The sequence below is a fragment of the Agrobacterium sp. 6Ca8 genome (assembly GCF_055382765.1).
In genome coordinates, this window is the sequence record NZ_AP026434.1 from 1,181,623 (window position 1) to 1,204,816 (window position 23,194).

The following is a 23,194-nucleotide window of genomic DNA, read 5'->3' on the forward strand; positions in this document are numbered from 1 at the left end:
TCTTTGCAGCGCAGTTGCTGTCTGCGCTGCATAAGGCTTCATCTTTTCATAGAAGCATGCATAATGTCATGAAATTACCTTCGTCGAAAACGAGACAATTTCATGCGTCGTCAAGCCAATTCACCCAGCCCAGATCCAGTTTCCCCAACGAGACCGGTGGCATGGCGACCGACGCTAGCCAAGCAGAAAGGCGAAACGAAACATTCCGCACTGACGGAACGCATCATTGCTGATATCGACGCCGGCGTTCTGAAGCCGATGGACCGCATGCCGACACACCGCGATCTGGCCCGCGAACTCGGCCTTTCTGTCCAGACGGTCAGCCTTTCCTACAAGGAGGCGGAGCGGCTTGGTTATCTCAGCGGCGAAATTGGCCGTGGAACCTTCGTGAAGACGCGGGTGACGGAGCGGGCAGGTCGCATGATGCTTGATCACAGCCCAACCGAGGTGCTCGATCTATCCATCATCCGCGGCGTTTATCTCGATGACCATGAAAATGCCTCGCGCGCCATTCTTCGCGAGATGGCCGATGGTGACAATTCTGGCTTCATGCGCCCCTGCCGGCCGGTCGCGGGGCTCGAGAGCCATCGCGAAACGGCCAGAACATGGCTTGGCATGATGGGCGTGACCGCCGGTCCGGAACGCATTCTTGTCACCAATGGCGCGGCGCACGGCATTTTTCTCGCTCTGAGCTGCATTATCCGCTCTAATGACGTGGTGCTCTGTGAAAACCTGACCGACCACGGCATTATCGGCCTGTCTAATATCCTCGGCTTCAGCCTAAAGGGCTTACCCACCGACGAAGAAGGCATTTTGCCCGAAGCGCTGGAGGCCGCCTGCGCAGCCGGAGGTGTCCGCGCTCTGGTGCTCATTCCCACGCTTAACAACCCGACCGGGCATGTGTCGGGCGCAGCGCGAAGGCAGGCCATCGCCGCAATTGCCGAGCGGTACGGCATTTTTGTCATCGAGGACGAGGTCTACCGTCCGATGATTGAGGATGATCTGCCATCCATCACCGAAATGCTGCCTGATCTCGGCTTCTTCGTCACCAGCTTCACCAAGACAGTGTTGACAGGGCTGCGCGTCGGTTATCTCGTCGTGCCACCCGCCTATTCCATCCGCGCCGCCTCCATCCTGCGTGTGTCGAGCTGGAGCGGGACATATCTCACGGCCGAGATCGCTACCCGTTGGGTCGAAAACGGAACGGCACGGCTGCTGCTGGATGTCCAGCGCACCGAGGCCCGTGCGCGGCAGAAAATCGCCATGGACATACTGGGCCACCATATAGGGTCGACCCACCCCCTCTCCCTCTGCGCTTGGCTGAAGGTTCCCCAGCGCTGGACGGAGGACGGCCTGGTGCGCGCGCTCACGAACCAGAACGTCGCGGTAACTCCGTCAGAACCATTTATTGCCGGTCCTAGCCATGGCGGCGGCATTCGCATATGCCTCGGCGGTCGCCTCAATCATGCAAGCCTCGCCAGGGCTTTGACCACTGTGCGGCAGACATTCGAGCAACTGCCGCCGGTCTACGATATCGGGTCAATCGGCTGAGGTTGCCAGCCGAAAATCATTGAATCATTACAATATAATAATTGACATGATTTTATTTCGCTCTCAACATGACAATCATGAAGAGCGAAAACCTGTCCATATCCGCCGCCGACAACTTGCTTCCAGTCTCACTGGCCGCGATAAAGCGAGCAGCGGCGCGGCTTGCGGGACAGGTGGAGCGCACACCGCTGGTTCGCTCGGACTTTCTCTCTGAGCGCTGTGGTCATCCCGTTCATCTCAAACTTGAAACCCTTCAGCCCATCGGCGCCTTCAAACTGCGCGGCGCGATGAACGCCATTCTCTCGCTGGACGATACGACGCGCCAGCGTGGCCTCGTCACCGCCTCGACGGGCAATCATGGCCGGGCGGTGGCCTATGCCGCAGACAAACTCGGCATCCCCGCCACAATCTGCATGTCGGCGCTGGTGCCGGCAAACAAGGTGGAGGCGATCCGCGCGCTCGGCGCGGAAATCCGGATTGTCGGCAGATCACAGGATGATGCGCAGGAGGAAGTGGGGCGCCTGACCAAAAGCAGAGGCTTGACCGCTATCCCGCCTTTCGATCACGCCGACGTCGTGGCTGGCCAGGGCACTATCGGCCTCGAGGTCGTCGAAAACATGCCTGAACTGGAGACAATTCTCGTTCCTCTATCGGGCGGTGGCCTTGCGGGCGGTATCGCCGTTGCGGTGAAGGCGCTGAAGCCGGAGGCACGTGTCATCGGCGTTTCCATGCAGCGGGGCGCGGCCATGCATGCGTCAGTCACTGCCGGGCGGCCCGTCACCATCCAGGAAGAAGAAACGCTGGCGGATTCGCTGGGAGGGGGGATTGGATTGAAAAACCGGATCACATTTGCGCTCTGCCAATCTCTTCTCGACGAGATCGTGCTGGTATCCGAGGAAGAGATCGCAGCCGGCATCCGCCATGCGACGCATGAAGAAGGTCTGACGGTCGAGGGTGCCGGCGCAGTCGGTTTCGCGGCGATCCTCTTCGGCAAGGTGGACATCACCGGCCCAACCGCGATCATCGTGTCGGGTGGAAATATCGATCCGGCGGTTCACAAGACGATCATCGAAGGGCCTGCCGCATGAGCCAAATCACCATCCTAACCGAAAAAGATCTGCGCGCTGTCGTGAAGCTCGACCTGTCGGCAGTCGAGTGCGTGGAGCAGGCCTTTGCAGCGCTCGCAACCGAAGCGGTCGCCATGCCGCCGATCTTGCGGCTCGATATACCAGAGTTTCGTGGCGAGGTGGATGTAAAGACGGCTTATGTGCCGGGTTTTGACGGTTTCGCCATCAAGGTCAGCCCCGGCTTTTTCGACAATCCCAAACTCGGTCTGCCGAGCCTCAACGGGCTGATGATCCTCTTCAGCGCAAGGACCGGACTGGTGGAGGCCCTTCTTCTCGATAACGGCTATCTCACAGATGTGCGTACCGCCGCAGCCGGGGCGGTCGCAGCACGGCATCTCGCCCGCGAAGACGCTTCCGTCGCAGCAATTTTCGGAGCGGGCATGCAAGCCCGTCTGCAGTTCGATGCGCTGAAACTGGTGCGACCCATTCAATCCGCACGCATCTGCGCTCGTGACCATCAAAAGGCCGAGGTGCTCGCAGGCGATCTGGCACGCGAACACGGAATAGAGGTCATCGCCGCGGCCGATCCGCAGACCGCTGTCCGGGGCGCCGACATCGTCGTGACCACGACGCCAGCCGAAAAGCCGATACTGTTTGCCGGCTGGCTTGAAGAAGGCCAGCATCTGACGGCCATGGGATCGGACGCCGAACACAAGAACGAGATCGATCCGGCCGTATTTTCCAGGGCGCGCTATATCGCAGACCGGCTTTCGCAGACCCGAATCCTCGGTGAATTGCACCACGCTATCGCCGCGGGGCCTGTCACGCTGGATCAAGAATTCGCCGAGCTCGGTGCTGTCATCGCTGGCAAGGCACGCGGTCGCGTATCGAGGGGCGACATCACCTTTGCCGATCTGACCGGCACCGGAGTGCAGGACACCGCCATCGCCAATCTCGCGTTTACCCGCGCAAAAGACGGCGGCAGCGGCCAAATCATCGAAAACAGTGTGAAAATGGGAGACGCAGCGTGAGCGTAACGCTGAACTTTACGCGCGAGGAATATGCCGCGCGCCTGTCCAAAACCCGCGACGCCATGGAAAAGGCAGGCATCGACCTGCTTGTCGTCACCGACCCATCCAACATGCATTGGCTGACGGGCTATGACGGCTGGTCCTTCTATGTCCACCAATGCGTGCTGGTGCCGCCGCAAGGCGAGCCGATCTGGTATGGCCGCAAGCAGGATGCCAATGGCGCCAAGCGCACCGCCTACCTCGCCCAGGACAACATCATCGGTTATCCTGACCACTACGTTCAATCGACCGAACGGCATCCGATGGATCTGTTGTCGAAGATCTTCGATGACCGGGGCTGGTCAGGCCTGTCGATCGGCGTCGAGATGGACAATTACTATTTCTCGGCTGCTGCCTTTGCATCCTTGCGGAAACATCTGCCGAACGCCCGCTTCAAGGATGCCGCCGGTCTTGTAAACTGGCAGCGCGCGGTCAAAAGCCCGACCGAACTCGACTATATGCGCAAGGCCGGCAAGATCGTCGAGCTGATGCACAAACGTATCGTTGACGTAGTCGAGCCGGGCATGCGCAAATGCGATCTCGTCGCCGAGATCTACGATGCCGGCATTCGTGGCACTGCGGAATTCGGCGGGGATTATCCCGCGATCGTACCGTTGCTCCCGTCGGGTGCCGATGCTTCTGCGCCGCATCTGACATGGGACGACAAGCCGATGCGCTTGGGCGAAGGCACTTTCTTTGAAATCGCCGGCGCTTATCGCCGTTATCATTGCCCGCTCTCTCGCACTGTCTTTCTCGGCAAGCCGACGAAGGCGTTCCTTGATGCGGAAAAGGCCACGCTTGAGGGCATGGAGGCCGGTCTTGCGGCTGCCAAACCCGGCAATACCTGCGAAGATATCGCCAATGGGTTTTTCGCGGTGCTGAAAAAATACGGCATCATCAAGGACAACCGAACCGGTTATCCCATCGGCCTCTCTTATCCGCCGGACTGGGGCGAGCGCACCATGAGCCTGCGCCCCGGCGACCGCACGGAGCTGAAGCCCGGTATGACGTTCCATTTCATGACCGGTTTGTGGCTGGACGACATGGGGCTCGAAATCACCGAGAGTATCGCCATTACCGAAACGGGTGTCGAGTGCCTCTCCAATGTGCCGCGGCAACTGTTCGTGAAAGGCTGAGAGATGTTAAGCACCGCGCTACGCCCCTCACCTATCACGTCGTCGGTCGATTTTGACAGGAAAGGCGTGCAGCACGGTCATCTGCGGCTACCATACAGCCGCGATGACAGTGCATGGGGGTCGGTAATGATCCCGATCTGCGTGATCGCCAACGGCGAGGGGCCGACAGCCCTTTTGACCGGCGCCAATCACGGCGACGAATATGAGGGGCCGGCCGCACTTTTCGAACTTGCCCACACACTCGATCCAGATGACGTCAGCGGGCGTATCATCATCGTGCCAGCACTCAACTATCCGGCCTTTCGCGCGGGAACACGCACCTCGCCGATCGACCGCGGGAACCTCAATCGCAGCTTTCCCGGTCGTCCGGACGGTTCCGTGACGGAGAAGATCGCCGATTACGTGACACGCCATCTGTTACCGCTTGCGGATATCGTTCTTGATTTTCATTCAGGCGGCAGGACGCTTGATTTCCTGCCTTACGCTGCCGCTCACGAATTACCCGACAAGATACAGGAAGCCCGGTGCTTTGAGGCGGTGGCAGCTTTTGCTGCCCCCTATTCGATGAAGATGCTGGAGATTGACGCCGTCGGCATGCTGGACACAACGGCCGAGGAACTGGGAAGGGTCTTTGTCACCACCGAGCTTGGCGGCGCGGGCACGGCCAGCGCAAAATCGATCGACATCGCCCGCAAAGGCACCATCAACCTGCTGCGCCATGCAGGCATCCTGACCGGCGCCGCGGTGCCGGCGCCGAGCCGCTGGCTGGATATGCCCTCCAGCGACTGCTTCACCTTTGCCGAAGATGACGGGCTCGTCGTCTTCGTCCGCGATCTCGGCGACACGGTCAAGGCAGGTGAAACCATCGCTAGGGTCTACCCTGTTGGAAAAACCGGTCTTGCGCCGGTCGAATACCGCGCCTCTATCAGTGGCGTGCTCGCAGCGCGCCACGTTCCCGGCCTCATCAAGGCCGGCGACTGCCTTTCCGTCATCGCCACGGTCACGGAGAATACCTAGTCCGAAGAATGAAGTGAGATCCGAAAACGGACCACGCAACCCAACCAGAGGAGTTAGAACATGAATATGACAAAACTCGCCGGGCTTTCCGCCCTTGCTCTTTCCATCAGCGTGACAGCGGTCAGCGCACTCACCCTCGAGGAGGTGAAGAAGCAAGGCTACATTCGCGCAGCGACTGCCAATGAAGTGCCCTATTCATACATGCAGCCCGACGGCACCTCTGCCGGCATCGGCCCCGATGTCGCGAATGCAGTTCTGAAATCGATGGGCATCGAGGAGGTCAACTGGACGGTGACCCCATTCGGCACGCTGATCCCCGGGCTGAAGGCGCGTCGCTTCGATTTCGCAGCCGCCGAACAGAACATTTCGCCCGAGCGCTGCAAGCAAGTGGCCTTCACCGAACCGAACTCGTCCTATGGCGAAGGCCTGCTGGTGAAGAAAGGCAATCCTAAAAAGCTGACCACCTATGCCGATATTGCCAAGGATCCTGCATTGAAGGTCGCCGTCGTATCTGGCGCCAACAATGTAGACTTCCTGCGCGCCGTCGGCGTCAAGGAAGATCAGATCGTCTTCATCCCTGCCAATGCAGATGCCATCCCCACTGTCCAGAGCCGCGCCGATGCCTATGCCGCCACGGAACTGACAGTGTCAGAACTGGCCAAGGGCCAAGCCAATGTCGAGCAGGTGAAGCCCTTCGTTGATCCTGTCGTGAAGGATGCGCCTGTGCGCAACTACGGCGGTTTCGCTTTCCGGCCGGAGGACAAAGAATTGCGTGACGCCTTCAACGCCGTGCTCGTCGAATTCCGCAAGACCGACGACTACAAGAAAATCCTCGCAAAATACGGCCTCTCCGAACAGAGTATCGCGGCAGCGGCCGAAAAGAAGGTCGCCGATCTCTGCGCCGGAAAATGACGCCAGCCGGCGCCCGTGCGTTACCGGGCGCCGATTACCATGAACTCGGGAACACTCCAGATGGACATGACCGCCTACCTGCCGATGTTGTGGCAAGGCGCCGTCGTCACGATGACGATGACGCTCGCAGCCCTTGTTGTCGGCACGGTACTCGCCTTTTGCTTCGGCATTCTTCGCGTCGAGGGTGGACCAATCCTCTCGACTGTCGCATTGTGCTACACTGAGGTGTTTCGCGGCACCTCGCTGCTGGTCCAGCTTTTCTGGTTCTATTACGCGCTGCCGCTCGTCGGTCTGAGTTTCGATCCGGTCACCACCGGCGTCATGGTGCTCGCCGCCCATGCGGGTGGGTATGGCGCCGAGATCGTTCGCGGCGCGTTATCTTCCGTTTCGGTGCAGCAGCTGGAAGCCGCACGAGCGCTAAACTTCACGCGGATGCAGACGCTGTTTCGCATTTCCTTGCCGCAGGCGATCGTCGAGATGATGCCGTCCTTCGGCAATCTGGCCATCGAAACGCTGAAGCTTTCCTCACTCGTATCGCTGATCTCGATTACCGACCTCACCTTCGCGGCACAGTCTATCCGCAACCTGACGCTGGATAGCACCAGCATCTATTCGATCACACTCCTCTGTTATTTCGCGATGTCGCTGATCCTGATGGCCATCATCCGGGTGATCGAACATGTCGTGCGGCGCGGCAATGTGTTTCCGCGCACTCGCCATTCGTAAGGATATTCAGTCATGATGTATGGTTACGAATGGGACACGACCACCTGGATCACCTACACGACCTCGATCCTGCCCATCATTTTGATCGGCCTGACGGTAACGCTGAAAGCAGCCGCCGCCGGCTTTGCCATCGCGCTTATTCTGGGGCTGGTTTTTGCGCTGCTGCGCCGCAGTCGGGTGAAATTGATTTCCTGGCCGACCGCAGTTGTTGTCGAATTCCTTCGCGACACTCCGCTTCTGGTGCAGCTTTTCTTCCTCTATTACGTTCTTCCGGAATTCGGCATCGTTCTGCCGGCGTTTCTCACCGGCGCGCTGGCGCTGGGCCTTCAATATGCCGCCTATACGTCTGAGGTCTATCGCGGCGGCATGGAGGCGGTGCATCATGGCCAGTGGGAAGCCGCGACTGCGCTTAATCTGACGCGCATGCAGACGTATCGGGATATCATCATCCCGCAGGCGATCCCGCGCATAGTTCCGGCCATGGGCAACTATCTTGTCGCCATGATCAAGGAAACGCCGGTGCTTTCCGTCGTCACGGTTCTAGAGATGATGGGGCTGGCAAACATGATCGGCGAGCGCACCTTCGAATATCTGGTGCCGCTGACGCTTGTCGGCCTGATCTTCCTTCTTCTGACCATAATCTGCTCAGCAGGCCTCAGCCGCCTGCAAAGGGCGCTTCCAAAAGCAGGAATACCCTTGCGATGACAAACAACACCAATCAGCCGCTGATCGAATTTTCCGATGTCACAAAGCGGTTCGGCATTTTGACGGTCCTCGACCAGTTCAATTTCAGCGTGGCAAAAGGTGAAAAAGTCACTCTTATCGGTCCTTCCGGCTCCGGTAAGTCGACGGTTCTGCGCATTCTCATGACGCTGGAACCGTTCCAGGAGGGAAAGCTGACGCTGGCGGACATTTCCTACCATCAGGCCGGCGGCAAAGGCCCCTTCCAAGCCTCGGAAAAACACCTGCGCCAGATCCGTAACCACGTCGGCATGGTTTTTCAGAGCTTCAACCTCTTCCCTCATATGACGGTGCTGCGCAACATCGTGGAGGCGCCGGTGCGTGTACTGGGCATTGCCCGGCCGGAGGCAGAAACACGGGCAATCGAACTCCTGAAGATGGTCGGCCTGGCCGACAAGAAGGATCACTATCCAGTGCAGCTTTCTGGCGGCCAGCAGCAGCGTGTCGCCATTGCCCGCTCTCTTGCCATGCGCCCGCGTGTCCTGCTTTTTGACGAACCAACCTCCGCCCTAGACCCCCAGCTGGTCGGCGAAGTGCTTTCCGTCATCCGTGGCCTGGCCCACGAGCACGATTTGACCATGTTACTTGTTACCCACGAGATGCGTTTCGCTCGGGAAGTGTCGGACCGGGTCTGCTTCTTCGACAAAGGGCGTATTTGTGAGCAAGGAACGCCAGAAGAAATCTTCGGCGCACCAAAGGAAGATCGGACCCGCGAGTTCCTGTCATCCGTTCTGCGGTAACCGCACTCTCACACGACCAGGAAACAGCCATGACCACAGCGACGACGAGGTAGCAGATGTGCTCGATGATGCTGAATAGGGTGGTCACACCGGAGGCGACCTGAAGCAGTTCCCCGAGGCGGCTGAGCAAAATAGCCGTCGCGCCGCAACGTCTCGCCGCTGCGGCTGGATTTGCTCATTAATCAAGTGTTGGCGAGATTGACAACACCGTAAGATGTTGGCATTATAGACAACAAGAAGGGTCTCACGATAACAGAACACAAAAGTGTTGGTGCCGACGGCAGCATTATCCAGTTCGTTATTTGGAAAGTTCCAACGCCTGTTCCCCCAACCGAACATGGGTTCAAATATCGAATGGTCTATGCCCAGAACGGCATTAGGGTTGTGGGCTTCGACAATGAGCGGGGTAAAGGCGATCACATACATCTGGACGGCCATGAGTTTCCTTACCGGTTCACAACAATCCACCAACTGATTGAGGACTTTTTATTTGAGGTCGAAAAACGGAGGCAGTCATGAGAACTTTGACCATCACGACAAATGCCGACTGGAAATCGGCATTACGCGTAGCAGGTAAGCGCGCTGCTATTGGCCTCGAAAGCGGTGAGTATCAGGGTGAAACGCTAAACTTTGAGACACCCGGCACATTCTTTTCGCGTCTCACCGAGCGTCGTTGGGAACTACTGAACGTCCTTCTGGGAAGTGGAACGGTTGGCGTGCGAGAGCTTGCGCGCAGACTGAACCGGGACGTCAAGCGCGTCCATGAAGATGCTGCGGTGCTAGTCGAGCTGGGACTGATTGAGAAGGACGAGCGCGGTGCATTAAGTTGCCCGTTCGAGCATATCCATATCGATATGATGATGGTGTCAGCAAGACAGGTGGCGTGATAGGAGAGAGGGCGCTGACGTGTAGCACGATTAGCGTCGATTATGGCGAGAGGAACCGCCTTCGGCCCTTCGCCTCCCGGTCCCCTCGATACGGACACGGCACTCTGTTGATCTGAACCCTTCATACTGGACCGTTTTTGGTTAGAGTGTTCCGGTGCATTTTCCTGGCTGGGACAGGAACGGAAGACGATGAAAGCATCGCAGTTTTCGGACGCACAGAAGACGTTCATTCTGAAGCAGGGTCATGAAGGAGTGTCGGTGGCGGAAATCTGCCGGTGCCACTCCAGTTCCGCCGAAGTGCGGACGAAGATTGGCTGGTCGCCAGCACTGGCTGCGCAGCAAACCAGACACGGTTTGGCAGGCCCGACAGATGGCCAGGAGCATTCACATGAAAGTTGAAAAAATCACTTTAAATCCAGGCGATCAGGTTCCCAACAACCAGACCTTCCCTGTCATCATCTATCGACACGTCGGCTCGCCATTCGATTCCGCTGCTTTCGAGGCACTGTTCGCACGAAACGGATGGCGCGGCATCTGGCGCAATGGTGTGTTTGCCTATCACCATTACCACAGCGGCGCGCATGAAGTTCTGGGCGTGGGGGGCGGTGAAGCGACGTTGCAGATTGGCGGGCCGGATGGGCAAACCTTGCACGTTACGCAAGGTGACTGTCTGGTCTTGCCAGCCGGCACAGGCCACATGAAGCTGAAATCCTCTGCGGATTTTCAGGTTGTCGGCGCTTATCCACCCGGCCAGGAGGCCGATGTTCAGACGTCTGCACCAACCAGTGCGATGCTTGCACAGATAAAGTCTTTGCCAAAGCCGACGACCGACCCCGTGCACGGAGCATCAGGTGGCCTGATCGATCTCTGGTGAGAATGAGCCGGGTTTTCGACACCTACCAGCTTCCATCACTAATAAGAAGTATTGAGACTGCTCCGAGATTCAAGCCTCGGAAAGCTCCTGCTTCACCGCTCCCCCCGCAACGCGCGCAATACTCAGGAGTCGCTCTATGTCGCGGCCAATCCGCGCCATGGCGGAGAGACCGACCATGGTCGAACTCACGAAATCCGCCAGACGCTCAGCCTCTTCCGGATGGCGCGCGGCAATATAGGAGCGGATCACGCCCTCTGCCGCCGTGTGAAAAACGCGGGCTGCGGCACGCGCCTCTTCATCGTCGCAGCGCGTGCCTTCCAGAACGAGGCAACCAGGGGCTGCGGAATGAGCTGCATAGCGTCTTGCCGCATCTTCGAGCAACGATGCAAGGCACTCGCCAACCTCACGATCCGGCCGCAGAATATCGGCAAGAGGAATTGCTTCCGTTCCGGCATAGAGATCAAGAACCCTCTTGTAGAGGCCCATCTTGCTGCCAAAAGCGGCATAAAAGCTTGGCGGGTTGATGCCTAACACCGAGGTAATCTCCGCGACGCCCACAGCATCAAAGCCACGCGCGTGGAAAAGCTGCTTGGCCGTGGCCACAGCCTGATCAGGATCAAAACGGCGCGGACGGCCGCGGGAGCGAATGTTTTTTGTATCGGTCATTACATAATATCTTGACGAGTGAGTTATTCGGTATTTATGTATCGATCATTAAATTAATTTTCAAGGTCATGGAGAGTGCTCGTGTTTCAAGGAAAATCCGTTCTGGTTCTCGGCGGCAGCCGAGGCATAGGCGCAGCCATCGTGCGGCGGTTTGCAGACGAAGGTGCAAAGGTAACGTTCACCTATGGCGCGTCCCAAGGTGCGGCGGAAGAGCTGGCGAAGGAGACGGGCAGCACTGCCATACGGGCGGACAGTGCTAACCGCGACGAAGTCATCCGCGTAGTGCGTGACAGTGGTCCTCTGGACATATTGATCGTGAACTCCGGGATTGCCATTTTTGGCGATGCTCTCGAGCAGGACCCTAATGCCATCGACCGTCTGTTTCAGATCAACATCCAGACGCCCTATCACGCCTCTGTGGAGGCGGCGCGGCGGATGCCTGACGGTGGCAGGATTATCGTTATCGGCTCGGTCAATGGAGACCGGATGCCGGTGCCGGGCATGGCCTCTTATGCCGTTTCCAAATCGGCCTTGCAGGGGCTGGCGCGCGGTTTGGCACGCGACTTCGGGCCACGCGGCATCACCATCAACGTTGTGCAGCCCGGCCCGATCGACACCGACGCGAATCCGGAAAACGGGCCGATGAAAGACCTGATGCACAGCTTCATGGCACTCAAGCGCCATGGACGGCCGGAGGAAGTGGCCGGCATGGTGGCCTGGCTTTCCGGGCCTGAAGCCGGTTTTGTGACGGGCGCGATGCACACGATCGATGGCGCATTTGGCGCCTGATAAGCAGATTGCCTGATTGTTTGCGGCCGGTTTCGGGACAGCACGATGGTGTTGCTCCCGAAACCGGCGAATAGAATTCGGCGAAGGAAATTTCGCCGCGATCTTATCGGTTTTGCCTTTGGGTGATCTATCGCGGCATTCGGGCGAAGCCCTTTGCCAAGATTGGGCCGGTTGGCCTGCCTGTTGGTGATCCGCCTGCCTGTTCAAGCGTGATCTCGTAGAGCTGGTCGCTTCTCGGGGTCGGTAAAGCCGGTCCATCGAGACGCGCTGAACGGACGCCATCGATCAGGCCGAGCGAGACCGGGCCAACATCCTTGGACGGCAATGTCCATACCTGGATCGTCTTGTCTCCAGGCACTGCAAAATCGGCCAGCATCCGCACGGTTGCTCTTTCGTTGCCGAAATCCTCAACAACGGCCTGAACCTCACCCGTCTCGTTGACGAGGACTGCGATCACCAGCGGCTCCGTTGTCCGTGTCAGGCTAAACGTAAGGCCGGCGGCGAGCACAACGGTTGCGGCAATGGCAGACACGGCAACGGCGCGCCAGCGGTTTGTGCTGTTGTCGTTTGCCGTGTGGGTGGGCTTAAGGGATGCGGATGTCGACTGAAGCGGCAGGCGGGATTCGATGTTGCTCCACAATTCGCCCTTGATGGATGCCGGCTCAACGGTGGTATCGAGCGGCAGAAAACGCTCACGGCTGGCCGCGATTGCCGCCCGCAATTCGCCATCCGTTTCCATTGCCGCCTCAACAGCCGTGGCTTCGGAGGTCTCCAGCAAGCCCAATACATAGTCATCGGCGATGGCGGGAATATCTTTGCGCTCCATCATCATGCCATGCACTCCCGAAGCGCCGAAAGGCCGCGCCTGATCCAGGATTTCGTCGTTCCAAGCGGAATGCGCAACCGGCCAGCGATTTCGCCGTGGGAATATCCGGCCACGTAGGCCATCAGGATGCCCTGTCTCTTTGTCTCCTCAAGACCGCCGAGACATTCATAAAGGCGTGAATTCCGATCAAGCTTCTGCCATGCGGCCATTACTTCATCTGCCTGCGCGCCATCGCGGAGCGTTTCAACATCCTCCACGGGGAGTTCACGCCTGCTGTCGCGCAGAAGATTAAGCGCCCGGTTTCTGACGATCGCGTAAATCCAGCCGCGCGCCGACCCCTGATCTGCCCGGTATTGGTGCGCATGGGTCCAGATGCGCACGAAGCTCTCCTGTACCACCTCTTCCGCCAGTTCCCTGCGCTTGACGATGCGCTCTGCCACTGCAATCAGCCGGCCTGCCTCGCGATCGAAAATCGCACGCAATGCGTTTTTGTCCCCTTTTGCGCAGGCTGTGAGCGCCCTGTGTAGATCGTCCGGCACGGAGCCCATCTGCATTTGAAACCTTTCAACGTCTGATCGCCAGCATGGTCGACTTGGGCATAATACCCATCGTGGCGGCATATGGATGCATCTCGCAAATATTTTTTCGCTGTCTGCATCCAAATGCACCCTGCCCGGTGTCTTGAACTGTGGAAGCGTCGAAAACCAACCGCTGGACGCCTTCCGAACGGTTCAACGCACGGGAGAAACACCATGAATATCATCCGCTCCACTCTGATCGCCTCCGCCGCTTTCGCAGCATCGGCAAGCATCGCGGTTTCAGCACCGGTCCTGGGGCTGACCGGCGACAAGACGCTCGTCATGTTCGACACTGACAAGCCTGCCGTTACAAAGACAATGGATGTCACCGGCGTCGACAAGCTCATTGGCATCGATTTTCGCCCCGGTAACAAGACTGTCATCGGTGTAACGCCGGACCACCGCATCGTCTCCATCAACCTTGAGACAGGTGCTGCAACCGATGTGGCCAAGATGGACAAGATGCTGACCATGACCGAAGCGCCTGTTGTGGTCGATTTCAACCCAGCAGCGGATCGTCTTCGTTTCATGACCGGCACGACCAATCACCGCGTGCATCCCGACACCGGCGCTGTAACGGTTGATGGAACACTGGCTTTCGAAGATGGCGACATGCACAAGGGAGAAGCGCCAAACATCGTTGCCGCCGCCTATACCAACTCGATCGGCAAGCCGGAAAAGACGGCCATGTACAATATCGACGCGACCATCGGCGCCCTGGTTCAGCAGACGAAGCCGAATGACGGCACACTGAAGGCAATCGGCAAGCTCGGCCTCAAGGACATGCCGGCAACCTACGCATTCGATATCCACGGCGAGGAAGGCGGCAAGAACACCGCATACCTGGCCGCCGGCAACACGCTTTACACCGTCAACCTCGAAACCGGCGCTGCCACCGAAATCGGCGGGATCACAGGCGCAGACAACGGCTTGCGCGACATCACTATTCTTCCCGCGATGTGATTGGGGGTCGTAGACTGGGGATTTTAGTTGTCAGAAAGGGCTGGTCCGGTTGTGCGGGCCGGCCTCTTTTATTTAATCGGTAATGTTGACGATCAGATATTCGGAAACAGATCTTATTGTTGGGGTGTATGACAGTCGTCCGTTAACGATCGAGCGTAAGCCAACGAAAATATTGATAACACTGACACATACACCCACCGCCGTCAAAGAACCGATAAGTCCCCGCGACACCTTACCAGCTCCCTCAGTCTTGCCGTATCGCGCACCACATCGTCTTCGCTATCTTTCCATAGGCAAACACAAATACGGCACACCCTGTTCAAAATGCGTGTCTAACTCGAGTTATTTTTCACCTAATGGTTGACTCCATGTAATCTATTTAAATACCTGCTAGTAAAAGTTTATGCGCATATTCTAATGCTGGGGGGGCATGATGGGTGGCAGGTTGAGCTCGTGGAAAGACGCTGCAGGTCGTGCGGTGTCCTGTCTTCATACGATATCCAGAACGGGCGCCATCGCTCTTTCGCTTCTCCTTGTCCTAGCGACACAGGCGCTTGCCCAGTCCGTCACGGTTTCGGCCGTGCCTGCGACGTTCAATGGCCTTGGCGATAACATCCGTTTCGATTACGTTATTGATCCCGGCTCCTACACCATCACCAGCATCAATCCCACAACCACGTCCATCAAGGGTGCAGTAGTATCCTGTCCCAGCGTGGGCAGCGGCCTTGAATGGCCCAACAAGCTGACATGTACTGCGGCTTACCGCGTCGACGAATTGGATGTCATGGCCGGGCAGTTTTCGGATTTCGCCAGTTTCTCCGGCACCCGGGTGGGCGGACATTCTTTCAGCTTTACCAGCAATACGCTCGTCGTACGCGCCGTAGCAGGCGGGCCTGTCGTCCTGTCGGTAACGTCTTCGCCCAACCCATCCTTGCCCGGCCAAGAGGTGGAAGTCACGGCAACCGTCTCCTCCATGGGCTGCAATGCCGGCCAGTCGCCTCCGGGGAGCGTCAGCATTTCCATCGGTTCCCAATCGGCCAATCTCGGTCTGGCGCCGACCGGGCCGGTGAGCCCGGCATCTTCCGCCACCTTCCGGACGACGAGCCTGTCATCCGGAACATATCCAGTAAGCGCTTCCTACACAGGAGGCAGTGGCTGCAGCACATCTTCCGCAAGCGGCTCCAATCACACGGTCGAAACCAAACCGACTGTGACGATCAATCAGGCAACAGCGCAAGCGGACCCGACGTCTCGGTCGCCGATCCTGTTCGACGTCGCTTTCGACAAACCCATTGTTGGTTTTTCCGGCGCCGATGTGCAGCTGTCCGGCACGGCCGGCGCCACCACGGCCACGATTTCTGGTTCCGGTCCCACCTATCAGGTGGCGGTGTCGGGCATGAACCGGGCCGGAACCGTTGTTGCAACGATCCCAGCCGGAAGTGTCACGACACCGGCCGGCCTCGCAAACGAGGCGTCGACGAGTTCGGACAATTCGGTCTCATACGACCCGGTCAAAATCACCCCTGTCGCGATTGCCGATCCAGCCTATCAACAGGTCTATGGTCCGGTGGGCCTGACCGCGAGCGGCGGTAGTGCGCCTCACAGCTTTGCGGTCTCAGCAGGCACGCTGCCCGGCGGGCTTTCTCTTTCCAGCAACGGTGAGCTGACGGGCATTCCAACTCAGACCGGCAATTTCAGTTTTACCGTGACGGCAACCGACTCTGACGGTGCGACAGGAGAACAATCCTATTCCGTTTCCATCGCGGCACCCGTGATAGATATAAGTCCCACTTCCATCCCCAATGCGACGTATGACATAGCCTACAACCAGACCCTAACAGCCTCGGGCGGTGCATCACCACACAGCTTCTCAGTGAGCACGGGCTCGCTGCCGCCGGGCCTTTCATTGGCTGGCTCCGGCGAGCTTTCCGGCACGCCGATCTTGTCGGGCACCTATAACTTCACAGTCACCGCATCCGATGTAAATGGCCAGACGGGCAGCCGCGCTTATTCCATTAGTGTCGCATTCACTCTGCCCGATGCGCCGGTGGGTCTGATGGCAACCGCTGGTGACACCCAGGCGGCCGTGTCCTTCCAGCCGCCGCCACGCAATGGTGGTGTGGCGATCACGGGTTATATCGTGACAGCGACCCCCGCAGATGTGGCGCCGGTAGCAGGGGGGAACAGCCCCATCGTTGTCACAGGCCTAACCAACGGCCAAAGCTACACGTTCACGGTTACCGCCGAAAATGCTGCCGGTCAGAGTGTCGCCTCCGTTCAATCAAACAGCGTCACTCCGAAAGCGTCACAGACGCTCACGTTCAACAATCCGGGGCCGCAGACGTTTGGAACGACGCCCACGCTGACGGCTAGCAGCGATTCCGGATTGTCTCCGATTTTTACTTCCGTCACGACCGGCACCTGCACAATTACAAGCAGTGGCCTTCTGACCTTTGTTTCTACAGGCACATGTACGATCAATGCGGATCAGCCCGGCGACAGCGATTATCTTCCTGCGAGCCAGATCACGCGCTCGTTCACCGTCAATCCACAGGCACCTGTGGCCAACGCGGTCTCGGTCAGTGTCGCACCTGATTCGTCCGACAACGTCATCGCTCTCAATGTGACGGGTGGAGACCCGGCCAGCGTCGCCATCGCCACGGCTCCGTCCAATGGCAACGCGACAGCAACCGGAACCATGATCACCTATACGCCAAGACCGGCATATACGGGTCAGGACAGTTTCACCTATACGGCAACGAATGTCAGCGGTGTGTCTGCGCCTGCAACCGTCACAGTTTTGGTCACGGCGACGACACTCGTCTTCTCTCCCTCCGCAGGACGGCTGACGGATGCATTCGTCGATATGCCCTATATCCAGACCGTCACAGTATCAGGCGGCAATGCACCCTATCAATATACGAGCAGCGGCGCGCTGCCCGATGGCCTCAACCTGAATTCCGCCACCGGAGAGATCACGGGCAATCCGACGACGGAAGGAAATGCGAGCTTCAATATCACCGCACGCGACACCAACGGCGTTACCGCTTCTGCTGCCTACACCATAGCTGTCCTGGTTGCCGCGCCTGTCGCAAGCGACAGCACAGTAACCGTCGTCGCAGATAGTACCGGCAATCCCGTACCTCTCGGCATATCGGGAGGCAGGCTGGACACAATCGCTGTTATCACCGGCCCATCACACGGAACTGTCAGCGTGATCGGCACCAGTGTTACCTACACGCCGAACAGCGGCTATTCCGGCACCGACAGCTTTACCTATTCGGCGAGAAACTCTTCGGGCAATTCGTCCGCCACGGTCACGATCACAGTTACACCGCCAGCGGGCGCCCTCGCCCTTTCACCCGCAGGCGGAGCTTTGACGGAAGCGATGGCAGGAGAAGCTTACAGCCAGTCCATCACGGCTTCCGGCGGCACCAACCCGCTGCTCTACAGCCTTGCCGGCGGTACATTGCCAAAAGGTATGATCCTCAATCTTTCAACCGGTGAACTCACAGGTCCGCTGGAGACCGAAACCGAGGGTGACTATAGCTTTACCGTTCAGGTGCGGGACGCTCGAGGGGCAACCGCTGCAGCAGCCTATACGCTGAAAGTGAAGACCCGCGAAATCAACGTCGCCAACCGGGAGATCAGCGTAGCGCCGGGCGCAACACCGCCGAATATCAATCTCGCCACAGGCGCCACGGGCGGTCCCTTCACCGGCGCCGATCTCACCTTTGTCAGTCCTGCCAACGCCGGTCGGGCAAGCATCGTGAACGGCGAATTCGCTCAGGCCGGCGGTACGCAGGCGACGGGATTGTACCTCAAATTCATCCCCAATCCCGCATTCTCGGGTCAAGCCCGGGTGGGTTTTCGTCTCGTCAGTGCACTGGGTGCCTCCAACGAGGGGACCGTCACCTATAATCTCGGTTACGATGCTGCACAGGTGGCAGACGAGATAAATGATCTCGTGCATGGATTTGTCCGCGCCAGACAGAACATCATCGCGTCAACGATCAAGGTGCCGGGCCTTCTTGAACGGCGACAGATGGTCAACACCACCAGTGCCGTCACTTCACGTGCAATGCCTTCCGGAGAGGGCATGGTTCTGAGTTTCGCCACCAGCCTTGCGCAGATCGAAGCTGCCCGAAACAACGCCGATGGCGTGACGAGAACGGAAATGCCGCTTTTCAACATCTGGCTTGACGGCTCGTTCCTCGTCCACAACCGGGATGAATCGGGAAGCAAATGGGGCAGCTTCGCCATGGTTTCAGCAGGTGTGGACTATTTGCTTTCCGACAAGGCAATGCTTGGTTTTTCCTTCCATTTCGACCGCATGACGGATCCGACGAACGGTGACAACGAGTTGACCGGTAACGGCTGGCTCCTTGGCCCCTATGCCTCGTTTGAAATCGCCAGAAGCGTTTTCTGGGACAGCAGCCTGCTGTATGGCGGCTCTGCGAACGACATCGATACACCCTTCTGGGACGGATCCTTCGATACCAGCCGTTGGCTTTTCGACACGTCGATCTCGGGACGCTGGGACATCAATGACGTCACGACCTTCACGCCCAGATTTCGAGGTGTTTATCTATCCGAGACTATCGAAAACTATACAGTCGGCAATGACGTTGGTGACCTGATCGAGCTGCGCGGTTTTAAGGAAGAGCAACTGCGTGTCAGCCTCGGCGCCGAGATTGCGCGCCAGATTTCCCTTGAAAACGGTTCCATCATGACACCGAAATTCGGCGGAACAGTTGGTGTTTCGGGGCTGGATGGAGAAGGCGCCTTTGGCTCCCTCAGCACGGGAGTAACAGTTGAGACTGCGGAAAACTGGTCCATTGACGCCGGCCTCCTTTTTAACATTGAAGGCGATGGGGAAACCTCGGCTGGCGCAAGAGTGGGTGTCAGCAAAAAGTTTTAGACCAGGGGCTTCGTCACCATCACAATCGTGGATAATGCCTTGCAGACGATGGCACTCACCATTCGATCCTTGAACCGTCATAGGCAAAAAACTGCCCTGTTTGTGCCGGTGTGAGACCATCGATTGTTTCCATCAGGCGCGCGGCAGACTGCTGCGGGGTGAACAAGTCTTTGCCCTTCGAAAATTGCTTGGACAGCTCTGTTTCGACTGTTCCGGGATGAAGCGCCACGATGATGGCCTGTGGGTTTGTGCGGGCGATTTCGATGGCTGCGGTTCGGATGATCTGATTTTGAGCGGCCTTGGATGCTCTGTAGGAGATCCATCCGCCCAATCTGTTGTCGCCAATCGAGCCAACGCGCGCGGACAGGGAGGCGAAAATGCTTCGCCCGTCTCTGCGCAGAAGCGGGGTGAAATACTTGAGCAGCAAAGCAGGGCCTATGGCATTGACCGCAAACTGCCTCGCCATTTGAACTTCGTCGATCGCCCTTATCGATTTTTCGGGACCGGCACCATCGACCGTCAAGGCACCGGTTGCATTGAATATCAGGTCGAAGGAGCCGCGCTGAGCCTCCAGACGGGCGGCAACTTCGCGCACTCTGGTTTCGTTCGTTATATCGAGACCATCGACGCTTCGCGAGAGCGGCAAGGCGAACGCGCAACGAGGGTCGGCCTCGAAGTGCGACAACAGGGCTCCACCAATGCCGCCGGATGCGCCCAAGACGATCGCCCTGTAGCCATTTTCAAGCGACTGCATCATCCATGCGCTCCATCAGCTGTTATTTCTGGACCGGAAACTCGAGCTTGCTGACGTCGTAGCCAAGCTCACGTGCTTTCGTGATCATTTTATTGAGCTTCGTTTTGGACGGGATGTTGCGGGCGTAGATCCACACATCGCCGGTCGACGGGTTGGCGCTGATGAACCAGGACTTATCAGGCGATTTGTAGAAAACCCAATAATTGAATGTGATGAAAAGAGGGTAGCGAACGCGCATCTTCGCATTGGTTGATCCGAAATCCTCGATCTTGCCGACGCCGTTCACCGTCTTGAGGCGACCCTTCGGATTTCCTGCTCGACAGCCATCTTCTATCAGCACTTCATCCGCCGATGCTCCCTGCCGATAGGTGGAATATCCTGCAACACATCCGTCTGTCAGCAACATGGGTGTACGGCCGATTTCAAGCCAGGTACCGCGGTAATGATCGAGACCGACGGCAACTGGTTTGGGGGCTGCGGAAACCGCAAAACCGGCAAACAGAACCAGCGAAAATGTCAGGGCACCAATCACGCGGTTACAATGTCTAAGCATAAACTCCTCCTGTCGATGGCACGGCTCTTGTTCAGATTTCGGTTCGCCGTGAAATGCCGGCATATCTAAGGGCGATAAAGACCATGAGGCTGGCGGCAGAGAACGCATTCAGATTGAGAAGCGTTGCAAGATCATCTGCCGACCAGGATTGCAGCGGCGCGCCGAGAAACGTCCGCGAGAAAAAGAAAGCGATGAAGACGAGGATTGCCGTCGCATATTGCCAGAGCTTCTCGTCTGCGCGGAACGACATGGCTGCAAGCATGATGCAGGCTGCGAAGAAAAATTCGGTGCCAGAAGCCTGGCCGAATAGTTTGGTTTCAAACAGCGTGTCGATTGTTCCCACCAAAGGGAGAGCGAGGCGCGCGGCCAAAGGGGATTTTTTCGCCAGGAATGGTATCGCGAGAAAGAATGGCACCGACAATAGGGTGACAAGCGATGCCATGGCTCCGTCATCGACCAGATACCACACGTAAAGCGGATAAAATGGCTTGTTGAGGATGATGACCCAGGCAACGGTTATGGTTGCTCGTGTCAGATCATCTCTTGCAGCAGACCCTGCATTTGCGGGCTGGCTAGCGTGGCTTTGAAGCTCCATCGGACCCAGATTCGTCTCCCTTTTCGCCTGAACATTGAAGGCGCAAGCCATGTACGAAAGGCGAGCCAATTTGGTTTCATCCTGCCAAGAAAACTTTGTCATCATGTTCGTCACCATTGTTGCGACGCTGGGACCATACCCCGCCAATGAACCACGACTGAATAATCTCTTCAGCTTCCGTTCCAACGAGACCGTCTACAACAAAGACGTTCAACCGCGGTCTTATCCGCCTGAGGAGACAGTCATGATCCGTACGTCTTTCGTAGCAATTGCACTCTCCGCTCTCGTTGGCTTCACCGCCACGGCCCCCGCCATGGCCAACGATGTGCGCATCGAACAATATGGCTGGTCGAACTCTGCCGGTGGCGCACAGGAAGGTTATGGCAACCGGATCCGCACCTACCAGAACGGCGGCTATAACCGGATCGTCGGCCATCAATATGGTCGTCACAACCTTTCGGCTGTGGGTCAGGAGGGGCATGACAATTACGGCTCCACCTATCAGAACGGCAGCCGCAACGTGGCGGGCATCGGCCAGTTCGGCTCCAACCACACCACCATCCTGACCCAGGACGGCAACGGCAACATCGCGGCCGGCGTTCAGGTTGGCCGTGGCTGCAGCGCCAATGTGAACCAGGGCGGTAATGATAATGTCGCGGCCTTCGTGCAGGCCTGCCCGTAAGCCGCCGCAGGCCTTGACGTGCAACTGGTCGAGATCAAGTCAACAGATCATCAAGGAGACTAGCCATGCCCTACAGCGTCACACATCCACGCCGCCTGGCGGCTATCCTTGCCGTTGCACTGCTTCCCTTCGGCGCCATTGCAGCCATGTCGACCGCAAATGACCTGAGCGAAGGCAAGCTTTGCGAGATCAAGGCAACACCGCAGGCGGGCATGGTCAGGTTGGAGGCCTTCGCAAAGGGTAACACCGGTGCTGGAGGTACCTATGCCTTTCACGTCGAAAATTCAGGAGGCAGCGGGAGTTCCGTCATCAACCAGGGCGGCGGCTTTGATGCCGCTGCCGGGCGTTCGCAACTTCTGAGTTCGGTAACGCTTGGCGCGAAGGGAGCGCAGTACAAGGCAGTGCTAGATCTCGAAATCGATGGCAGGCGCTTCAGCTGCACGAAGCAGGTTGGCGGCGACTAGGCTGACCTCAACTATACATTTCCACCAGAGAGGGCGCCGGTTGAGCGCCCTTTTCTTTGATCCTCGTGCAGCGACTGAACGACATGTGAATGGGCAATTCCGTTCGGGTTCAGTTGCAGGATGCGAGATTGGATCATCGGCAAGGGCACTGACAGAATGGAGATCAGAATGACCCGCAACGTGTTGAAACTTCTCACCGTTACTCTGCTTGTTGGAGGCCTCGCGCCGCTCGGATTTACGGCTCCCGCCCATGCCGGTGGCCGCATTTCCTTTGACCTCGCGCCTGGCAATTCCGGGGATGAGGATCTGTTCTCAACCGGTCTGCGCGCCTACTCGCTTTATCGCGATCTGAAAGACGCAGACATCCGGCAACTGGGCCGGGGAAATGCGGCAGGCATCGCCCAGAACGGTCGCGGCAATCTCGGCTTTATCCGGCAGCGGGGCAACGGCCATTCCGCAACGCTGCAGCAAAACGGCAATAACAATGCCTATGGCATTTTCCAGTATGGGCGGAACACCGAAACCAACGTGGAGCAGAACGGAGACAACGGCAGCGGCCTGACATTCAGCTACGGCTGGTAAGTGATAGTTTAAAGTAAGCTGAGAAACGCGGCAGGCTTCACGTCGTTTCCGATAGCTCGCCTTCGCCGCTCTCATCATTGGCGCCATTGCCGCATGGACC

Annotated in this window: 24 protein-coding genes; 18 read left to right on the forward strand and 6 right to left on the reverse strand. The window is 58.0% G+C overall.

Translation table 11 applies throughout. The annotated features are described in order from the left end of the window. Nucleotides 1-102 precede the first annotated feature (102 nt). The 12 genes from ehuR to ACZ5A6_RS19680 all read left to right on the forward strand — a co-directional run bounded on the left by ehuR (nt 103) and on the right by ACZ5A6_RS19680 (nt 10,721). Nucleotides 103-1,551 (forward strand): MocR-like ectoine utilization transcription factor EhuR, encoded by a 1,449-nt coding sequence (ehuR, locus tag ACZ5A6_RS19625; protein ID WP_060642585.1) that lies wholly within the window; start codon nt 103-105, stop codon nt 1,549-1,551. Between the two features lie 68 nt (nt 1,552-1,619). Further along, entirely contained in the window at nt 1,620-2,639 is a 1,020-nt protein-coding gene (gene eutB / locus ACZ5A6_RS19630; RefSeq protein ID WP_464111304.1) for a hydroxyectoine utilization dehydratase EutB, read from the forward strand. Beyond that, nucleotides 2,636-3,649, forward strand: coding sequence for an ectoine utilization protein EutC (gene eutC, locus ACZ5A6_RS19635; protein WP_464111305.1), 1,014 nt, complete (start codon nt 2,636-2,638; stop codon nt 3,647-3,649). The genes eutB and eutC overlap by 4 nt, the downstream gene beginning before the upstream one ends. After that, nucleotides 3,646-4,824, forward strand: a complete 1,179-nt coding sequence (gene doeA / locus ACZ5A6_RS19640) for an ectoine hydrolase DoeA (RefSeq protein ID WP_013761010.1) — start codon at nt 3,646-3,648, stop codon at nt 4,822-4,824. The genes eutC and doeA overlap by 4 nt, the downstream gene beginning before the upstream one ends. A gap of 3 nt (nt 4,825-4,827) precedes the next feature. Next, nucleotides 4,828-5,841, forward strand: coding sequence for a N(2)-acetyl-L-2,4-diaminobutanoate deacetylase DoeB (gene doeB / locus ACZ5A6_RS19645; protein WP_013761011.1), 1,014 nt, complete (start codon nt 4,828-4,830; stop codon nt 5,839-5,841). Between the two features lie 60 nt (nt 5,842-5,901). Then, nucleotides 5,902-6,753 (forward strand): ectoine/hydroxyectoine ABC transporter substrate-binding protein EhuB, encoded by an 852-nt coding sequence (gene ehuB / locus ACZ5A6_RS19650; protein ID WP_464111306.1) that lies wholly within the window; start codon nt 5,902-5,904, stop codon nt 6,751-6,753. Nucleotides 6,754-6,813: 60 nt separating this feature from the next. Further along, nucleotides 6,814-7,479: an ectoine/hydroxyectoine ABC transporter permease subunit EhuC gene (ehuC, locus tag ACZ5A6_RS19655; RefSeq protein WP_013761012.1), complete on the forward strand. Its 666-nt coding sequence runs from the start codon at nt 6,814-6,816 to the stop codon at nt 7,477-7,479. Nucleotides 7,480-7,491: 12 nt separating this feature from the next. Continuing rightward, nucleotides 7,492-8,184, forward strand: coding sequence for an ectoine/hydroxyectoine ABC transporter permease subunit EhuD (gene ehuD / locus ACZ5A6_RS19660; protein ID WP_004431448.1), 693 nt, complete (start codon nt 7,492-7,494; stop codon nt 8,182-8,184). Continuing rightward, nucleotides 8,181-8,960 (forward strand): ectoine/hydroxyectoine ABC transporter ATP-binding protein EhuA, encoded by a 780-nt coding sequence (gene ehuA / locus ACZ5A6_RS19665; protein WP_013761013.1) that lies wholly within the window; start codon nt 8,181-8,183, stop codon nt 8,958-8,960. Before ehuD ends, ehuA begins: the two co-directional genes overlap by 4 nt. A gap of 300 nt (nt 8,961-9,260) precedes the next feature. Continuing rightward, the gene (locus ACZ5A6_RS19670) at nt 9,261-9,479 is read left to right on the forward strand and encodes a toxin-antitoxin system TumE family protein (RefSeq protein ID WP_245260845.1); all 219 of its coding nucleotides are present in this window, start codon (nt 9,261-9,263) and stop codon (nt 9,477-9,479) included. After that, nucleotides 9,476-9,847, forward strand: a complete 372-nt coding sequence (locus ACZ5A6_RS19675) for an HVO_A0114 family putative DNA-binding protein (protein ID WP_013761014.1) — start codon at nt 9,476-9,478, stop codon at nt 9,845-9,847. Before ACZ5A6_RS19670 ends, ACZ5A6_RS19675 begins: the two co-directional genes overlap by 4 nt. 388 nt (nt 9,848-10,235) lie before the next feature. Further along, entirely contained in the window at nt 10,236-10,721 is a 486-nt protein-coding gene (locus ACZ5A6_RS19680; RefSeq protein WP_013761016.1) for a hypothetical protein, read from the forward strand. A gap of 69 nt (nt 10,722-10,790) precedes the next feature. Here the strand turns inward: ACZ5A6_RS19680 and ACZ5A6_RS19685 are convergent, their stop codons facing one another. After that, entirely contained in the window at nt 10,791-11,387 is a 597-nt protein-coding gene (locus ACZ5A6_RS19685) for a TetR/AcrR family transcriptional regulator (RefSeq protein ID WP_013761017.1), read from the reverse strand. Between the two features lie 81 nt (nt 11,388-11,468). Here ACZ5A6_RS19685 and bdcA point away from each other — a divergent pair, with 81 nt between their 5' ends. Next, entirely contained in the window at nt 11,469-12,176 is a 708-nt protein-coding gene (gene bdcA, locus ACZ5A6_RS19690; RefSeq protein WP_013761018.1) for an SDR family oxidoreductase, read from the forward strand. 127 nt (nt 12,177-12,303) lie between these two features. Here the strand turns inward: bdcA and ACZ5A6_RS19695 are convergent, their stop codons facing one another. Next, complete coding sequence (locus tag ACZ5A6_RS19695) at nt 12,304-13,008, reverse strand: anti-sigma factor (RefSeq protein WP_013761019.1); 705 nt, start codon at nt 13,006-13,008, stop codon at nt 12,304-12,306. Further along, entirely contained in the window at nt 13,005-13,550 is a 546-nt protein-coding gene (locus ACZ5A6_RS19700) for a sigma-70 family RNA polymerase sigma factor (protein ID WP_025594844.1), read from the reverse strand. The genes ACZ5A6_RS19695 and ACZ5A6_RS19700 overlap by 4 nt, the downstream gene beginning before the upstream one ends. Before the next feature lie 204 nt (nt 13,551-13,754). Between ACZ5A6_RS19700 and ACZ5A6_RS19705 the strand changes: the two genes are divergently transcribed. After that, nucleotides 13,755-14,543 (forward strand): DUF4394 domain-containing protein, encoded by a 789-nt coding sequence (locus tag ACZ5A6_RS19705; RefSeq protein ID WP_013761020.1) that lies wholly within the window; start codon nt 13,755-13,757, stop codon nt 14,541-14,543. A gap of 433 nt (nt 14,544-14,976) precedes the next feature. Further along, on the forward strand, nt 14,977-19,464 hold the full coding sequence (locus tag ACZ5A6_RS19710; RefSeq protein ID WP_464111307.1) for a putative Ig domain-containing protein: 4,488 nt from the start codon (nt 14,977-14,979) through the stop codon (nt 19,462-19,464). A gap of 55 nt (nt 19,465-19,519) precedes the next feature. Here ACZ5A6_RS19710 and ACZ5A6_RS19715 read toward each other — a convergent pair whose 3' ends face one another. From ACZ5A6_RS19715 to ACZ5A6_RS19725, 3 genes are read right to left on the reverse strand one after another with little or no spacing between them, the layout of a single operon-like run. After that, nucleotides 19,520-20,221 (reverse strand): SDR family oxidoreductase, encoded by a 702-nt coding sequence (locus ACZ5A6_RS19715; protein WP_013761022.1) that lies wholly within the window; start codon nt 20,219-20,221, stop codon nt 19,520-19,522. Between the two features lie 19 nt (nt 20,222-20,240). After that, entirely contained in the window at nt 20,241-20,771 is a 531-nt protein-coding gene (locus ACZ5A6_RS19720) for a lipocalin family protein (RefSeq protein WP_038495503.1), read from the reverse strand. A 31-nt stretch (nt 20,772-20,802) separates the two neighbouring features. Continuing rightward, nucleotides 20,803-21,552, reverse strand: coding sequence for a hypothetical protein (locus ACZ5A6_RS19725; protein WP_236760428.1), 750 nt, complete (start codon nt 21,550-21,552; stop codon nt 20,803-20,805). A gap of 58 nt (nt 21,553-21,610) precedes the next feature. Between ACZ5A6_RS19725 and ACZ5A6_RS19730 the strand changes: the two genes are divergently transcribed. The 3 genes from ACZ5A6_RS19730 (at nt 21,611) to ACZ5A6_RS19740 (ending at nt 23,094) form a co-directional block, all read left to right on the forward strand. Then, nucleotides 21,611-22,048, forward strand: coding sequence for a curlin (locus ACZ5A6_RS19730; protein ID WP_013761025.1), 438 nt, complete (start codon nt 21,611-21,613; stop codon nt 22,046-22,048). A 65-nt stretch (nt 22,049-22,113) separates the two neighbouring features. Then, nucleotides 22,114-22,512 carry a curli-like amyloid fiber formation chaperone CsgH gene (csgH, locus tag ACZ5A6_RS19735; protein WP_013761026.1) on the forward strand — a complete coding sequence of 133 codons (399 nt, stop codon included), beginning with the start codon at nt 22,114-22,116 and terminating at the stop codon, nt 22,510-22,512. A gap of 168 nt (nt 22,513-22,680) precedes the next feature. Further along, nucleotides 22,681-23,094: a curlin gene (locus tag ACZ5A6_RS19740; RefSeq protein WP_038495499.1), complete on the forward strand. Its 414-nt coding sequence runs from the start codon at nt 22,681-22,683 to the stop codon at nt 23,092-23,094. Nucleotides 23,095-23,194: the final 100 nt, after the last annotated feature.

Coding starts and splice junctions, on each gene's coding strand:
- ehuR (WP_060642585.1), top strand. CDS start 103: ATGCGTCGTCAAGCCAATTCACCCAGCCCAGATCCAGTTTCCCCAACG.
- eutB (WP_464111304.1), top strand. CDS start 1,620: ATGACAATCATGAAGAGCGAAAACCTGTCCATATCCGCCGCCGACAAC.
- eutC (WP_464111305.1), top strand. CDS start 2,636: ATGAGCCAAATCACCATCCTAACCGAAAAAGATCTGCGCGCTGTCGTG.
- doeB (WP_013761011.1), top strand. CDS start 4,828: ATGTTAAGCACCGCGCTACGCCCCTCACCTATCACGTCGTCGGTCGAT.
- ehuB (WP_464111306.1), top strand. CDS start 5,902: ATGAATATGACAAAACTCGCCGGGCTTTCCGCCCTTGCTCTTTCCATC.
- ehuC (WP_013761012.1), top strand. CDS start 6,814: ATGGACATGACCGCCTACCTGCCGATGTTGTGGCAAGGCGCCGTCGTC.
- ehuD (WP_004431448.1), top strand. CDS start 7,492: ATGATGTATGGTTACGAATGGGACACGACCACCTGGATCACCTACACG.
- ehuA (WP_013761013.1), top strand. CDS start 8,181: ATGACAAACAACACCAATCAGCCGCTGATCGAATTTTCCGATGTCACA.
- ACZ5A6_RS19675 (WP_013761014.1), top strand. CDS start 9,476: ATGAGAACTTTGACCATCACGACAAATGCCGACTGGAAATCGGCATTA.
- ACZ5A6_RS19680 (WP_013761016.1), top strand. CDS start 10,236: ATGAAAGTTGAAAAAATCACTTTAAATCCAGGCGATCAGGTTCCCAAC.
- ACZ5A6_RS19685 (WP_013761017.1), bottom strand. CDS start 11,387: ATGACCGATACAAAAAACATTCGCTCCCGCGGCCGTCCGCGCCGTTTT.
- ACZ5A6_RS19695 (WP_013761019.1), bottom strand. CDS start 13,008: ATGATGATGGAGCGCAAAGATATTCCCGCCATCGCCGATGACTATGTA.
- ACZ5A6_RS19700 (WP_025594844.1), bottom strand. CDS start 13,550: ATGGGCTCCGTGCCGGACGATCTACACAGGGCGCTCACAGCCTGCGCA.
- ACZ5A6_RS19705 (WP_013761020.1), top strand. CDS start 13,755: ATGAATATCATCCGCTCCACTCTGATCGCCTCCGCCGCTTTCGCAGCA.
- ACZ5A6_RS19710 (WP_464111307.1), top strand. CDS start 14,977: ATGGGTGGCAGGTTGAGCTCGTGGAAAGACGCTGCAGGTCGTGCGGTG.
- ACZ5A6_RS19715 (WP_013761022.1), bottom strand. CDS start 20,221: ATGATGCAGTCGCTTGAAAATGGCTACAGGGCGATCGTCTTGGGCGCA.
- ACZ5A6_RS19720 (WP_038495503.1), bottom strand. CDS start 20,771: ATGCTTAGACATTGTAACCGCGTGATTGGTGCCCTGACATTTTCGCTG.
- ACZ5A6_RS19730 (WP_013761025.1), top strand. CDS start 21,611: ATGATCCGTACGTCTTTCGTAGCAATTGCACTCTCCGCTCTCGTTGGC.
- csgH (WP_013761026.1), top strand. CDS start 22,114: ATGCCCTACAGCGTCACACATCCACGCCGCCTGGCGGCTATCCTTGCC.
- ACZ5A6_RS19740 (WP_038495499.1), top strand. CDS start 22,681: ATGACCCGCAACGTGTTGAAACTTCTCACCGTTACTCTGCTTGTTGGA.